The sequence below is a fragment of the Streptomyces sp. cf386 genome (genome assembly GCF_900103585.1).
GTDB lineage: Bacteria > Actinomycetota > Actinomycetes > Streptomycetales > Streptomycetaceae > Streptomyces.
Genome location: NZ_FNHV01000026.1, coordinates 35,517 through 49,060, shown reverse-complemented (window position 1 = coordinate 49,060; position 13,544 = coordinate 35,517). Strand labels below are relative to the sequence as shown.

11 protein-coding genes are annotated in these 13,544 nt (G+C 71.8%); 5 read left to right on the top strand and 6 right to left on the bottom strand.

The features are described from left to right. Positions 1–8 precede the first annotated feature (8 nt). A complete protein-coding gene (locus BLU79_RS41470; protein ID WP_093911220.1) occupies positions 9–584 on the bottom strand; it encodes a TetR/AcrR family transcriptional regulator in 576 nt (191 codons plus the stop codon). Positions 585–799: 215 nt separating this feature from the next. Between BLU79_RS41470 and BLU79_RS41465 the strand changes: the two genes are divergently transcribed. The 3 genes from BLU79_RS41465 to BLU79_RS41455 are packed head-to-tail and all read left to right on the top strand — an operon-like array spanning position 800 to position 4,439. Beyond that, entirely contained in the window at positions 800–1,081 is a 282-nt protein-coding gene (locus BLU79_RS41465) for an SHOCT domain-containing protein (RefSeq protein WP_093911219.1), read from the top strand. Next, a complete protein-coding gene (locus BLU79_RS41460; protein WP_093911218.1) occupies positions 1,078–1,881 on the top strand; it encodes an ABC transporter ATP-binding protein in 804 nt (267 codons plus the stop codon). Before BLU79_RS41465 ends, BLU79_RS41460 begins: the two co-directional genes overlap by 4 nt. Continuing rightward, positions 1,878–4,439, top strand: a complete 2,562-nt coding sequence (locus BLU79_RS41455; protein WP_093911217.1) for an ABC transporter permease — start codon at positions 1,878–1,880, stop codon at positions 4,437–4,439. Before BLU79_RS41460 ends, BLU79_RS41455 begins: the two co-directional genes overlap by 4 nt. Positions 4,440–4,473: 34 nt before the next feature. Here the strand turns inward: BLU79_RS41455 and BLU79_RS41450 are convergent, their stop codons facing one another. Then, a complete protein-coding gene (locus tag BLU79_RS41450; protein ID WP_093911216.1) occupies positions 4,474–5,025 on the bottom strand; it encodes an ATP-binding protein in 552 nt (183 codons plus the stop codon). A 184-nt stretch (positions 5,026–5,209) separates the two neighbouring features. Then, on the bottom strand, positions 5,210–5,533 hold the full coding sequence (locus BLU79_RS41445; protein ID WP_093911215.1) for a hypothetical protein: 324 nt from the start codon (positions 5,531–5,533) through the stop codon (positions 5,210–5,212). A 339-nt stretch (positions 5,534–5,872) separates the two neighbouring features. Between BLU79_RS41445 and BLU79_RS41440 the strand changes: the two genes are divergently transcribed. Further along, complete coding sequence (locus BLU79_RS41440) at positions 5,873–6,997, top strand: L-cysteine desulfhydrase Cds1 (RefSeq protein ID WP_093911214.1); 1,125 nt, start codon at positions 5,873–5,875, stop codon at positions 6,995–6,997. Between the two features lie 18 nt (positions 6,998–7,015). Here BLU79_RS41440 and BLU79_RS41435 read toward each other — a convergent pair whose 3' ends face one another. Together BLU79_RS41435 and BLU79_RS41430 are read right to left on the bottom strand one after the other, a co-directional pair. Then, positions 7,016–7,495, bottom strand: coding sequence for an SRPBCC family protein (locus tag BLU79_RS41435; RefSeq protein WP_093911213.1), 480 nt, complete (start codon positions 7,493–7,495; stop codon positions 7,016–7,018). A gap of 90 nt (positions 7,496–7,585) precedes the next feature. Then, positions 7,586–8,416: a DeoR/GlpR family DNA-binding transcription regulator gene (locus tag BLU79_RS41430; protein WP_093911212.1), complete on the bottom strand. Its 831-nt coding sequence runs from the start codon at positions 8,414–8,416 to the stop codon at positions 7,586–7,588. A gap of 292 nt (positions 8,417–8,708) precedes the next feature. On the opposite strand from BLU79_RS41430, the gene BLU79_RS41425 reads away from it, so the two are divergent. Next, a complete protein-coding gene (locus BLU79_RS41425) occupies positions 8,709–11,066 on the top strand; it encodes a hypothetical protein (RefSeq protein WP_093911211.1) in 2,358 nt (785 codons plus the stop codon). Positions 11,067–11,084: 18 nt separating this feature from the next. Here BLU79_RS41425 and BLU79_RS41420 read toward each other — a convergent pair whose 3' ends face one another. After that, positions 11,085–13,526 carry a right-handed parallel beta-helix repeat-containing protein gene (locus tag BLU79_RS41420; RefSeq protein WP_177001377.1) on the bottom strand — a complete coding sequence of 814 codons (2,442 nt, stop codon included), beginning with the start codon at positions 13,524–13,526 and terminating at the stop codon, positions 11,085–11,087. Between the last annotated feature and the right edge of the window lie 18 nt (positions 13,527–13,544).

The window sequence follows — 13,544 nt, the reverse complement described above, 5'->3', positions numbered from 1 at the left end:
AAGTCCCTTCAAGAAGTACGGGTGCCGTCGCGCGGGGCCAGCAGCGAGAGGAGCCCCCGGACACCCACGTCGAAGGCAGCGGGTGAACCGGACGCGCGGGCGAGGACATAGCCGCCCTGCACGGTCGCGACGATCGTCGCCGCGATCGACTCACCGTCGAGTCCGTCCGCGAACTGGCCCTGTTCCTTGCCCTCCTCGACGATCCCGGCGAGCCGCTCGCGCAGCCAGTCGAGCGTCTCGTCGACGGGCTCCCGCAGTTCGTCGCTGGCGATCACGTCCGGGTCCATCGTCAGCCGCCCGATCGGACATCCGCGCAGCACATCGCGCTCGCGCCGCAGATACGCCTCGATGCGCTCGTAGGGCGTTCCCGGGCCGTCGAGTACTCCCGCGGCGGTATCCCGCATCTCCTCGGCGGTCCGCCGGATCGCGGCGAGTGCGAGATCGGGCTTCCCCTTGAAGTGGTGGTACATGCTGCCCTGCCCGGCGCCCGCGCGCTCCAGGATCGCCTTGGGGCTGGTGCCCACATATCCGCGCTCCCACAGCAGCTCGCGGGTGGACTCGATCAGTCGGTCCGAGGTGCTCATATCCACACTGTACATACTAGTAGTTACAGAAGTAGAGGGCCGTCCGGAGCAGCGGAACCACCCCCGGGTACTCCCCGCGAGGTACGTGCACTGCCGCTGGCCGTACGACGACCCGGACCCCCTCCCGGCGCGAGTCTCGAGACATCACCGAACGACCAGAACATCGCCGAACGACTTGAACGAACCGACCGACCCGACTCGGGAGATGACTCGACATGCAGACCCTGGCTCACTTCGCAGACGGCGGCCCCGGCCCGTGGATCCTCCTCTTCCCGCTGATCTGGGCGGCCGTCGTGATCGGTGGCTTCATGCTGCTGCGCCGCACGGTGTGGCGCGGACGCCGTGGCCCCTTGCGGCCCACCGCCGACGACAACTCGCCCATCACCGTGCTCGGCCACCGCTTCGCCTCCGGCGAGATCGACGAGGACGAGTACTGGCGTCGGCTGTCCGTCCTGGACGAGCAGTTCGGCCGTACGCGCAAGGGCGGTGCGTCATGACGGCCACGTCCGCCACGTCTGCCGCCTCCGCCACGACGATCACGCCGACGGCCGCCCGTGTCGTCGACGCTGTGAAGGTGTACGGCACCGGTGACACCGGCGTGCGGGCCCTGGACGGGGTGAGCGTCGACTTCCCCGTCGGCCGCTTCACCGCGATCATGGGGCCCTCGGGCTCCGGCAAGTCCACCCTGATGCACTGCGCGGCCGGTCTCGACACGCTCACCTCGGGCACCGCCCACATCGGCGACACCGAGCTGAGCAGCCTCGACGACCGCCGCCTGACCCTGCTGCGGCGTGACCGCGTCGGCTTCGTCTTCCAGGCCTTCAACCTGGTACCGACGCTGACCGTCGCGGAGAACATCACACTGCCGCTGGACCTCGCGGGCAGCAAGGGCGGTAAGGGCGGCAAGGGCGACAGCGGCGACAAGGAATGGATCGACGCGCTCATCGACGTCGTCGGCCTGCGCGACCGGCTCCACCACCGCCCCTCGGAACTCTCCGGCGGCCAGCAGCAGCGAGTCGCCGTGGCGAGGGCGTTCGCGGGGCGGCCGGACGTCGTCTTCGCCGACGAGCCGACGGGCAACCTCGACTCCCGTTCCGGCGAGGAGGTCCTCGGCCTGCTCGGCCGCGCGGTGCGTCAGACGGCCCGCACGGTCGTCATGGTCACCCACGACCCCGTGGCCGCCGCCCACGCCGACGAGGTCGTGTTCCTCGCCGACGGGCGCCTGGTCGACCGTATGGAATCCCCGACAGCCGACAAGGTCCTGGACCGCATGAAAGCCTTCGAGGTGCCGTCATGAACGCGTCCGTCCGCCTGAGCGTGTCCTCCCTGCGCGCTCACAAGCGCCGCTTCGCCGGTACGTTCCTCGCGGTCTTCCTCGGCGTCGCCTTCCTCGCCGGGACGCTCGTCATGGGCGACACACTGCGCGCCGGCTTCGACACCATGTTCGGCAAGGCGACCAGCGGTACCGACGCCGTCGTCCGCAGCGCCGACGCCATCACCACACCCGGCGAGAGCGAGGGCGTGCGCGAGCCGGTCGGCACCGACCTGGTGACCACGGTCGAGAAGGTCCCCGGCGTCGCAGCCGTCGCGCCCAACATCCAGGGCGCCGGTCAGCTCGTAGGCAGGAACGGCGAGCCGATCGGCGGCCAGGGCCCGCCCACCCTTGCCGGCAACTGGATCGCCGACCCCGAACTCAACGCCTACCAACTCGCCGACGGCCGCATCCCGCAGAAGTCCGGCGAGGTCGTCGTCGACCGCGGCACCGCCGAGCGCGGCGGCCTCAAGATCGGCGACACGACGACCCTGCGTACGCCGGACCCGGTCAAGGTGACGATCGTCGGCCTCGCGACCTTCGGCGGCGAGGACGGCATGGCCCAGGTGACCTTCACCGGAATGACCCAGGCGGACGCCGAGAAGTACCTCACCGCGCGGCCCGGCGAGGCGGCGAGCATCCAGGTGCGGGCCGGGCCCGGCGTCAGCCAGCAGGAGCTGGTGGACGCTCTGACTCCCGTACTGCCCAAGGGAATTGAGGCCATCACCGGTCAGGAGTCGGCCCAGGAGAACACCGACATGATCTCCAGCCAGTTCCTGACCGTCTTCACCACCTTCCTCCTGGTCTTCTCCGGCGTCGCCCTGCTGGTCGCGACCTTCTCCATCCACAACACCTTCGCGATCGTCGTGGCCCAACGCACCCGCGAGAACGCCCTGTTGCGCGCTCTCGGAGCCTCACGCCGCCAGGTCACCGCGTCGACCCTCGTAGAAGCGACCGCCGTGGCCGTGACCGCGTCTGCGGCAGGCCTGGCAGGCGGTATCGGTATCGCGGCAGGCCTCCAGGCGCTGTTCCCGGCGATCGGATTCCCCTTCCCCGAAGGCGACTTGGTGATCAGCGGGCTCTCCATGGCCCTGCCGCTCGCGGTCGGCATCGTGGTCTGCCTCGGCTCCGCGCTTGTGCCCGCCGTGCGCGCCGGCCGCACCGCACCGCTGGCGGCCCTGCGGGAGACGGCCGTCGACACGTCGGGCGCCTCCCGTCTGCGTGCCGTCACCGGCCTGGGCCTGATCGCCCTGGCGATCGGAGTGACGCTCAGCGGCGTCCTCGTGTCCCCGTCGCTCTGGCTGGCCGGAACCGGCGCCGTCCTCGCCCTGGTCGCCTTCGTGGTCCTCGGCCCGGTCGCCTCCACGACCGCCGTACGGATCCTCGGCCGCCCCCTCGACCGACTGCGCGGCGTCACCGGCGGACTCGCCCGGCGCAACGCCCTGCGCAGCCCGAAGCGGACGGCCGCCACCGCGAGCGCGCTGATGATCGGCGTGGCCGTGGTGTCCCTGTTCACGGTGTTCGGCGCCTCCCTGAAAGCGACGATGGACCAGACCGTGTCCCGTTCCTTCGCGGGCGACGTGGCCGTGAGCACCCCGTCGTTCGGCGCGGGCGGCAGCGGTCTGAGCCCGCGGCTGGCCGACGCGGTCCAGCGACTGCCCGAGGTGGACACGGCCGTCGGACTCGGCCGCGGAGTCGCCGAGGTCGACGGCGAGGGCCGGGCCCTGACGGTCACCGACCCGTCGGCCCTGGAGCGCACCTTCGACCTCGGCGCCGTCCACGGCTCCCTGGGCGACCTCGGCACCGACGGCATCGCCGTCACCGAGAAGGAGGCCGACAAGCAGAACCTGACGACCGGCGACAAGACCCGCCTCACCTTCACCGACGGCCGTACGGAGACCTTCACGGTCCGCGCGGTCTACGGCCGGTCCGAACTCGCCGGCGACTACGTTCTGACCCGCGACGCGTGGGCCCCGCACCGCACCCAGGACGCCGACACCCTCGTCGCAGTCTCCTTCAAGGACGGTGTCGGCACGGACACGGGTAAGGCGGCGGTCGAGAAGGTCGCGGACCGGTACGGCAACCCGGAGGTGCAGACCCGGGACGAGTACGCGCAGTCCGCGGCGGGAGGCATCGACATGATGCTCACCCTCGTCTACGCCCTGCTCGCCCTCGCGGTACTCATCGCACTCCTCGGCATCGCCAACACCCTCACCCTGGCGATCCACGAGCGCACCCGCGAACTGGGTCTGCTGCGGGCCGTGGGCCAGACCCGCGCCCAGCTGCGCGCCATGGTCCGCTGGGAGTCGGTCCTGGTGGCAGCCTTCGGCACGGTCGGCGGCCTGGCCCTCGGCGCCTTCCTCGGCTGGGTCCTGGTCGAGGCCTCGGACGGCGCGAGCGACAGCACGTTCGCCTTCGCGATGCCGCCCCTGCAACTCGCGGTGGTGGCCCTGGTGGGCCTCACGGCCGGAGCCCTCGCGGGCCTACGCCCGGCGCGCCGTGCGGCACGCCTGGACGTACTGAGGGCCATCGCCACGGAGTGACTCGGGCAGCGCCCGGAGCCCCCTCACCGCCCGGTCAGCCCACAACGGCCGACCGGGCGGGAGCATGTTCCGGCCGACGCAGGTCCACCCGCTGCCCGACCTCCGCGAACTGCCGCGCGGCCTGCTCCACGGACACCGTCGTCCGCTGCGGGGGCCGCGCGGCCCCGCCTCGTGCCGACGCCGCAGACGTCGGCAGCGTGAACCACACAACCTTGCCGGACTCGCCGTCCGGCAAGGCGCCCCAGCTCTCGCTGACGGCGGCCACCATCGCCAGCCCGCGCCCGCAGGTGGCGAACGCGTCGGCATCGCCGACGTCCGACACGACGGGCAGTCGCGGGTCGTGATCGCGCACCGAGACCTTGAGCCGGTCGAGCACCAGCTCGATCTCGACGGTGCACATCTTGTCTGGCTGGGCGTGCAGGTGAACGTTGGTCAACAGCTCGGTCACGCCGAGCGCGGCGCGGTCTATCAAGGAATCCAGATGCCAGTAGCGCAACTGCGCCGATACGATTCTGCGGACCTGGCCGATCCGCGACGGCAGGGCTTGGAGCTCCACCGTGCAGTGCCTGCTTGGGTAACTGATCACGGCTGCGACTCCCCGACTGAAGAGGTCCGGAAGAACACGAAGTACGGATCCAGCAGGGTGCTTGAAGACAACGGCCGCCTGCTGACGTGGCCGGCGGGCTGGTTCGCAGCGTTATCGCCGGTAAACCCAGAGTGACGTGTGACCAGCGTGACGCAGGGGGTGCGGTACCGCAACTCGCGGTGACTCAGCCCTTACGCCCCGCGGCCTTCCGTACGGCCTCGATGAACCGGCGCGCCGCGGGAGGACCCGGTTCTCCCGGCGCGGGGTCGTGATCACCCAGAGTCAGTGAGTAGCGCGTGCCGTTGACGTCCGCCAGCGCCTTGTCGTCCTGGGCGAACCAGGGCTTGGACGCCCGCACCGCCTGCACCGGAGCGCTGTCTATCTCGCTGCCGTAGCTGGTGAGCAGCTGCAGCCTGCCGTCGCTGATCCGTACCTGCCCGGCCCGGGTCAGCGAGCGCAGCCGCTTGCCGATCCGCACGCCCGTGGCCGTGAACTCCGGCTCCGCCATGCCCCGCCCCCTTGTGCGCGTCGGTCGCCGGCTCGATCCGCGTCGGTATGGCCGGCCCTGGTCGTGATCCAGTGTGCCCCCGCTCGGGATCGCCGTCCCGTCCGGTGCAGTCTGCCCGCGTCCCGCGTCGAGCACCAGTACACACGTCACGCCTGACCGGGGGCGCTCGGAGCACTCGCGTGAATGCGCCCCCGCAGGCCCGGTGAAGCAACCGGCCCAGGGATGCCTTTGAGGCTCTCAAAGGTGTGTTTATGCAGGTGAGAAGCGTGCGGAAGATGTTTATGCTCGAAGTGACGGCCGCGCGAGTCGCCGTTGCCGCCAAGCATGAGGAGCAGCGCCGTGAGCACCGTCCAGCAGACCCCGTCCGGCGTGACCCTCGACGTCGACCACAGCGACGTCGCCTACCGCGCCTGGCTGAAAGAAGCCGTCCGCAAGGTCCAGGCGGACGCCAACCGCTCGGCCGACACGCACCTGCTGCGCTTCCCGTTGCCCGAGCACTGGGGCATCGACCTGTACCTCAAGGACGAGTCGACCCACCCGACCGGCAGCCTCAAGCACCGGCTCGCCCGCTCGCTCTTCCTCTACGGCCTGTGCAATGGCTGGATCCGGCCGGGCCGCCCGGTGATCGAGGCGTCCAGCGGCTCGACGGCCGTCTCCGAGGCGTACTTCGCGAAGCTGATCGGTGTGCCCTTCATCGCGGTGATGCCGCGCACGACGAGCGCCGAGAAGTGCCGCCTGATCGAGTTCCACGGCGGGCAGTGCCACTTCGTCGACGACTCGCGCAAGATGTACGAGGAGTCCGCCCGCCTCGCGGTCGAGACCGGCGGCCACTACATGGACCAGTTCACCTACGCCGAACGGGCCACGGACTGGCGCGGCAACAACAACATCGCCGAATCCATCTTCCGGCAGTTGAAGCTGGAGCGGTTCCCGGAGCCCGCGTGGATCGTCGCCACGGCCGGCACCGGCGGCACCTCCGCGACCCTCGCCCGTTACGTCCACTACTTGCAGCACGACACCCGCATCTGTGTCGCCGATCCGGAGAACTCCTGTTTCTTCGAGGGCTGGACCACCGGCGATCCGGACGTCACCTGCGACTGCGGCTCCCGCATCGAGGGCATCGGCCGGCCGCGCATGGAGCCGAGCTTCGTGCCCGGCGCCATCGACCGGATGATGAAGGTCCCGGACGCGGCGAGCGTCGCCGCCGTACGGGCTCTGGAGCAGGCCATCGGGCGCAAGGCGGGCGGCTCGACGGGCACCGGCCTGTGGAGCGCCCTGAAGATCGTCGCCGAGATGGTGGCCGAGGGACGGCGGGGCAGCGTCGTGACGCTGCTGTGCGACCCGGGGGACCGGTACCTCGACAAGTACTACTCGGATGCGTGGCTGGCCGAGCAGGGCCTGGACATCGCGCCGTTCTCGGCGGCCATCGAGCAGTTGCTGGAGACAGGCGTGTGGCCCGAGTGAGCAGCGAGTCGGCGAGCCTCAGGGGCGCGCGGTCGCCAGCCGCCGATCCAGAGCGGTCACCGCGCCCCGGAACGTCCGGCCGAGGCCGGGCCGAGCGAGGCCGAACATGAACCGGAACGGCGCCGTGCCGTCCACCGCGAACGTCCACTGCACGCGCGTGCCCGTCCCCGCCGGGGCGAGCCGCCACTCCTCGACCATGGCCCGCGCGCCCGGTGCGTTGGTGACGTCGACGCGGTAGGCGTACACCTCAGGGCTCTTCGCCGCGAGGATCGTCTCCTCGAAGCGCGTGCCGCCCCGGAGCCGGACCTCGCGCCGGGCCCCGTCGTCGAGGGGCCGGGCCAGCGCCACCGCCGAGAACCACTCCGCCCAGCCCGGCACGTCCTCGGCGAGCGCACGGAACACCGGCTCCGGGGGAGCGGAGATGTCCCGCGCGAAGACGAGCCGTACGGGCGCGCGCTCGACGAAGTCGAGCCCCACCTCACGCAGCAGGTGAGCCATGAACGAAACCCCCTATGCCGACACCGCTCCGGGCAGCGTCACGATAGCTGGCGCCCCGTCAGATGTCTGCACCGCCGGATTCCGCCGATCTCAGAGGTCGGCATCCTCGTCGGGCTCGCCCGCCACCACCAGCCGCCGCAGGTGTTCCGAGATCTCCGAGCGCGCTTCGGCCGGGAGCCCGGCGTCCGTCACCAGCGTGTCGACCTGCTCCAGCGTCGCGAACGAACTCAGCCCCACCACACCCCACTTGGTGTGGTCGGCGACCACCACGACCCGGCGCGCCGACTGCACCAGACGCCGGTTGGTCTCGGCCTCCGCGAGGTTCGGCGTGGACAGGCCGGCCTCGACCGATATCCCGTGCACACCGAGGAACAGCACGTCGAAGTGGAGCGTCGCGATCGCCTGGTCGGCCACCGGGCCCACCAGCGAGTCGGACGGCGTGCGCACCCCACCGGTCAGCACGACCGTGGCCGCGCCCTGCCGGGGGCCCGTCGTGCGCTGCGCGGCGTGAAAGACGTCGGCGACCCGCACCGAATTGGTGACGACGGTCAGGTCCGGCACGTCGACCAGCTGATGAGCCAGCGCGTACGTCGTCGTACCGCCCGACAGCGCGAGCGCGGAACCCGGCGCGACCAGCTCGGCCGCGGCCCGCGCGATGTCCTCCTTGGCCGTCAGCTCCAGACCCGACTTGGCCTCGAAGCCCGGCTCGTGCGTGCTCGCCTCCATCACCGGGACCGCGCCGCCGTGCACCTTCTCCAGTACGCCCTGCCGGGCGAGCGCGTCGAGATCGCGGCGCACCGTCATGTCCGACACGCCGAGCTTGCGGGTCAGCTCGTTGACGCGCACCCCGCCTCGGCGCCGTACCTCGTCCAGGATCAGGGCGCGCCGCTGCTCCGCGAGGAGGTTCTGATTCTCACTCACGTACGCTCCGGTCCTTTCGCCTCAAGCCGTCCGACACGCCCTGCGCACCCCCTCCGACAAGGACATTCTCGCCCCTCCAGGTGCGCGGGAGGTCCCATCCTCGCACGGGTCGGTACCCGCCGCGCCACTGGCTGTCCCGACGCGCGCATGTCACTTCCGCACCTGCCGTTCCCCTGCTCTTCACACGGATCGGGGAGATTCCGTGACGAGAGGTGTAAGGGACCCCTTCAGGGGAGATCCTTGTGCCCGCACGGACAGAAGCCAACGGCTCGTCACGGGGGAAGTGCGAAAAGTGGAACGCGCGCAGGAACGCGCCGTCTCGAACGGGGCGGACGCGACGACGAAAGGGTCCGACGGCCCCGAGAGGGCCGGGACCGCGCTGGAACTCCTGGTCCACGGTGTCGGCGGCACCACACCGCAGGACATGCTCGACGATCCGCGGACCGTGCGGATCACCGGCGACGACACGGCCGCAGTGTTCCGGCGAACCGAGGACGTCGACGCGGAGGAGAGGCCGGACGACTACCGGGGCAAACCGGTCCCGGAGGCGTACGTCTGGTGCAACCTCACCTCCGGAAACAGCGCCCGCGCCCTGTGGCTGCTGTTGCTGCCGTTCATGGTGGTCAACCTCGCCCACTGGATGCGCCCCACCGCACGGGACCGCGAGCGGACCGTGCGTCTCTACGGTCTGCTCGTGCGGCTGGCCGGACTGACGCTGACGGTGCTGCTCGTCGCGGCGGCCTGCGAGGTCGCCCTGGACCTCACCGCGTGGCAGTGCGCGGGCAAGCGCGCGTGCGCCGAGCGGCACAGCTGGCTCGGCTTCCTGTCGCCGACGGTCTCCGAGGGCGGCTGGTGGAGCCACCCGGGCCGCAGGCTCGCCCTCGCCTCCGTGGTGCCCGCCGCACTGACCGGGCTGCTCTGGTACCTCTCCCGCCGCACCTGGAGCGCGTACGAGTCCCAGCAGCCGATGTCCCGCGAGCCCGAGCCCGACGAGGACTCCGGCCGCACCTCCCTCGGCCGCCCCGGCTTCTGGTACGGCCGTCGCCTGGTCGCCCGGCTGCGCGCCGCGCACACCGCGGCCGGCCTGCTGACGGTCGCCGCGGCGGTCGGCTCGGCCGCCGCACGCTTCGACCGCGGACCCGGCGGACCCGCCCTGCTGGACACCCTGGGATGGCTCCTGCACGCGGCGCTGATCGCCGGGGCGGCCGTCGTGGTGTGGGTGGTCTGCCGCCGGGGCCGCAGTGAGAACCGCCTCGACCAGGAACCCGACGAGCGTCTCGTACGACGGCTCCCCCTGGCCTCCCTCGTCCTGCTGGCGCTCACCCTGGTGTACGCCGGATGGGACCGCCCGGGCTGGCAGTCGACGGGCCGCCTCCCGGGCGACCCCACCTTCGGCGCCATCGCCTTCCTCCAGGGCCTGATCGTCATCGTCCTCGCCGTCGTCGCCCACCTCCTGCACCGCACCGATCCCGACCCGCGCGCCGCTATGCGGGGCCTTGGCGGACCGGCTGTGGCGATGCTTGCCTGCGCCCTCGGCGGTGTGATGTCCGGCGGGGTGTCCCAACGGGTGGCCGACTGGCTGGACGGCACGGGCACCTCCATCAAGGGCCCGCCGGTCCTGCTGACCTGGCAGGCGTCCGTCATCCCACCGCTGCTGGTGCTCCTGCTGCTGCTCTGCGGCTGGCTGGCATGGCGGGCCTGGCGGCTGCGCCGCACCGAGCTGGGCACGGTGGAGCTGGACTACGCCGGGGAGCCCCAGGACACGGCACGTACCCGCCGTATCGCGAGCACGCGCGCGATGGCCACGCTCACCGACCGCGCCCCCCTCGTCGTCGCCGTCACCTCCACCGCGACCCTGCTCCTGGGCGCCGGAGCCCTGGTCGGCTCCCTGACGAGCGACAAGACACCGAGCCGGGCCGCCGAGGGGACGTACGCCTTCGTCCACGGCGCCGCCCAGACCGCGCAGGCGCTGGGCTCCTGGCTGATCGGCGTCGGCTTCATACTCTTCGTCACCTGGGGCAGGCGCGCCTACAAGGACGCCTCCGCGCGGCGCACCATCGGCATCCTGTGGGACGTCGGCACCTTCTGGCCGCGCGCCGCGCACCCCTTCGCGCCGCCCTGCTACGCCGAACGCGCGGTCCCCGACCTGACCTGGCGGATGGCGACCTGGACCCGTGCGGAGGAGGGCCGCCGCCTCGTCATCTCCGGGCACTCCCAGGGCAGCGTGCTCGCGGCCGCCGCGGCCTGGCAGCTCACTCCCGCCGACCGCAAGCGGGTCGCGCTGCTCACCTACGGCTCCCCGCTGGAACGCCTCTACGGCCGCTGGTTCCCGGCCCACTTCGGCCCGGCCGCGCTCACCTCCCTGCACGCCGAGGTCGACTGCTGGCGCAACCTCCACCGGCTCACCGACCCCATCGGCGGCCCGGTCCTGCTGCCCGGCGACTGCGGCCCCGAGGTGGACCGGGAGCCCCTCAAGGACCCCCTCGCCTACGGCCGTACCCTCGAACACCCCCTGCCCGCCCCGATCCTCGGCCACGGGGACTACCAGGCGGACCCGGCGTTCGCGAAGGAACGGGAGAAGCTACTGGCACGGCTGAGGCCGGACGTGCCGGGGCAGCGGTCGCAGGCCGCACCGCAGGGAGCCGCCTGAGGGAGTCGAGCGACTCCCTCAGGGAAGCTCCGGCAGATCCTCCGCGTACAGCAGCGTCAGGTCGTCCGTGCTCGGCTCCTCGAGCTGGGCGACCCGGCCCGCGTGCCGTTCGACCATCGCCTCGAAGGTCTGGCGTGCCGTGCGGCCGTTGCCGAACGCCGGGCCCTTGGGGATCGCCGTGAAGTATTTCAGCAGGGCCTCGGCGAGACCCGGGCCGAGCCGGTACTCGTGCTCCTCGGTCTGCTGCTCGACGATCCGCAGCAGCTCCTCGGGGCCGTAGTCGCTGAAGGTGATGGTCCGTGAGAAGCGGGACGCCACACCGGGGTTGACCGACAGGAAGCGCTCCATCTCGGCCGTGTAGCCCGCGACGATCACCACGACCGCGTCGCGGTGGTCCTCCATCAGCTTCACCAGCGTGTCGATGGCCTCTTTGCCGAAGTCCCGGCCCGAGTCCTCCGGGGACAGCGCGTACGCCTCGTCGATGAACAGCACACCGCCGCGCGCCTTGTCGAAGGCCTCCTGGGTGCGGATCGCCGTGGAGCCGATGTGTTCGCCGACCAGGTCGACGCGGGACACCTCGACCAGGTGGCCCTTGTCCAGAACGCCCAGGGAGGCGAGGATCTCGCCGTAGAGGCGGGCGACCGTCGTCTTGCCGGTGCCGGGGGAGCCGGTGAAGACCAGGTGGCGCTTGACCGACGCCGCCTTCAGGCCCGCCTGCTGACGGCGCCGGCCCACCTCGATCATGTCGGTGAGGGCGCGCACCTCCCGCTTGACGCTCTCCAGGCCCACCAGCGCGTCCAGTTCACCGAGCACGGCCTTGGACGTCCGCGTCGGCTCCTCGGGCTGCGAGGCGGCGATGAGCGGCTCCTGCTCGGTGGAGCGCTGGCCGGGGATCGCGCCGAGGAGGCTGGGGGACTGGTGCGCTGTCTGCACGGCGGGTTCCGGCGTCGGGGACGGCTGCCGCAGGCCCGCGCTCTCGTCGCTGGTGCAGTCCTCCACGTCGGGGCCCGTCCCGGAGGCCGCGTCCGGGCCGCCCTCCGCGAACTCGTAGCCGCCGCGCGCGCACCGCTCCGTACGGCACTTCTTGAGCGTCGTACGGCAGCCGTCGATCACATGGAAGCCGTAGCCGGCGCTGCCCCGCACCCGGCAGTTCAGGAAGGTGCCACGGCCGCCCGCCGAGACGTAGAACCCGGCCTCCGTCGGGGAGTCGACCGTGCAGCGCTCGATGGTGGGGTCGGCGCCCTTGGTGACGATCACGCCGGTCTGGTTGCCGTCCAGGGTGCAGTTGTTGAGGGTGCCGCCGCTGCCGTGGTCCCGGAACCAGGCGCCCGTCGCCGCGTCCCGGATACGGCAGTCGTCGAGCTGGGCGGTGGCGCCGTCGCTCACCGACACGGCCGTGTTGCGCACCTGGGACAGGTCGCTGTCGACGACGTCCGCGCGGGAGCCGCGGTCGAGGACGAACAGGGCGTCCGGCACGTCATGGACCCGGCAGGAGTCCAGCACCGCGGTCGCGCCGTCGCTGACCCACACCGCCGGGTAGTCGCCCGTGCTGTCGAAGATCTCGCACTGGTTGGCGTCCACGCGGGTGCCCGGATCCCACACCGACAGGCCGTTGCGCCCGAACTGACGCACCGTCGTGCGGGTCAGGGTGAGCACCGATCGGGAGCGCAGGTCGACCGCGTTCTCCGGGATGTCGTGGATACGGCAGTCCGCCAGCGTCAGCACGGCATCCGTGTCGAGCGTGACCCCGTCGGCGGTGGTCCGGTGCACATCGCAGTCGGTGAGATGGGCGGTGGCCCGGCCGGTGATCTGGACGCCGGAGCCGCGGACCTCGTAGATCTCGCAACCCACCGCTTCCAGCGCGGAGTTCTCACCGGTCGCCGTCAGCCCCGACCCCGAGGCGTGGTGGACCCGGCAGCGCTCCAGGCGGGGGTGGGCGCCGCCGCGCACGGCGATGCCCGCCTGGCCGGCCGCGACGACCTCGCACTCCTCGAACACCCCGCCCCCGCCGTCCAGTACGGCGATGCCGATGCCCGCGGGATTGTCGACGGTGCAGCGCCGCACCGTCGGCCGCGCGCCGCCGCGCACCTCAATGCCGGCCGCGGACCGGGTGACGATGCGGACGTCCGACAGCTCAGGAGCGCCCTCCTCGACCAGCAGCGCGGGCGCCGCCGCGTCCTGGCCCTCCACATGCAGGTCCTGCACCACGGCCGAGGCGCGCACCGTCAGCGGCACCCCGTCCACGGGCGCGATGCGCACCGAGCCCGGGGAACCCTCGGGGCCGCGCAGGGTCACCGCCCGCTGGACGACGAGGTTCTCCCGGTAGGTGCCTGGTGCGACGGTGAGGACGTCACCGTCGGCCGCGGCCTCCAGGGCAGCGGCGAGCGATGCGTACTCACCCGTGCGGCGCCGCCACCGCGAGGTGCCGGTGTGCGTCACCTGGACCGTGCCCTGTGTCATGGCGTTGATGTGCCCCCA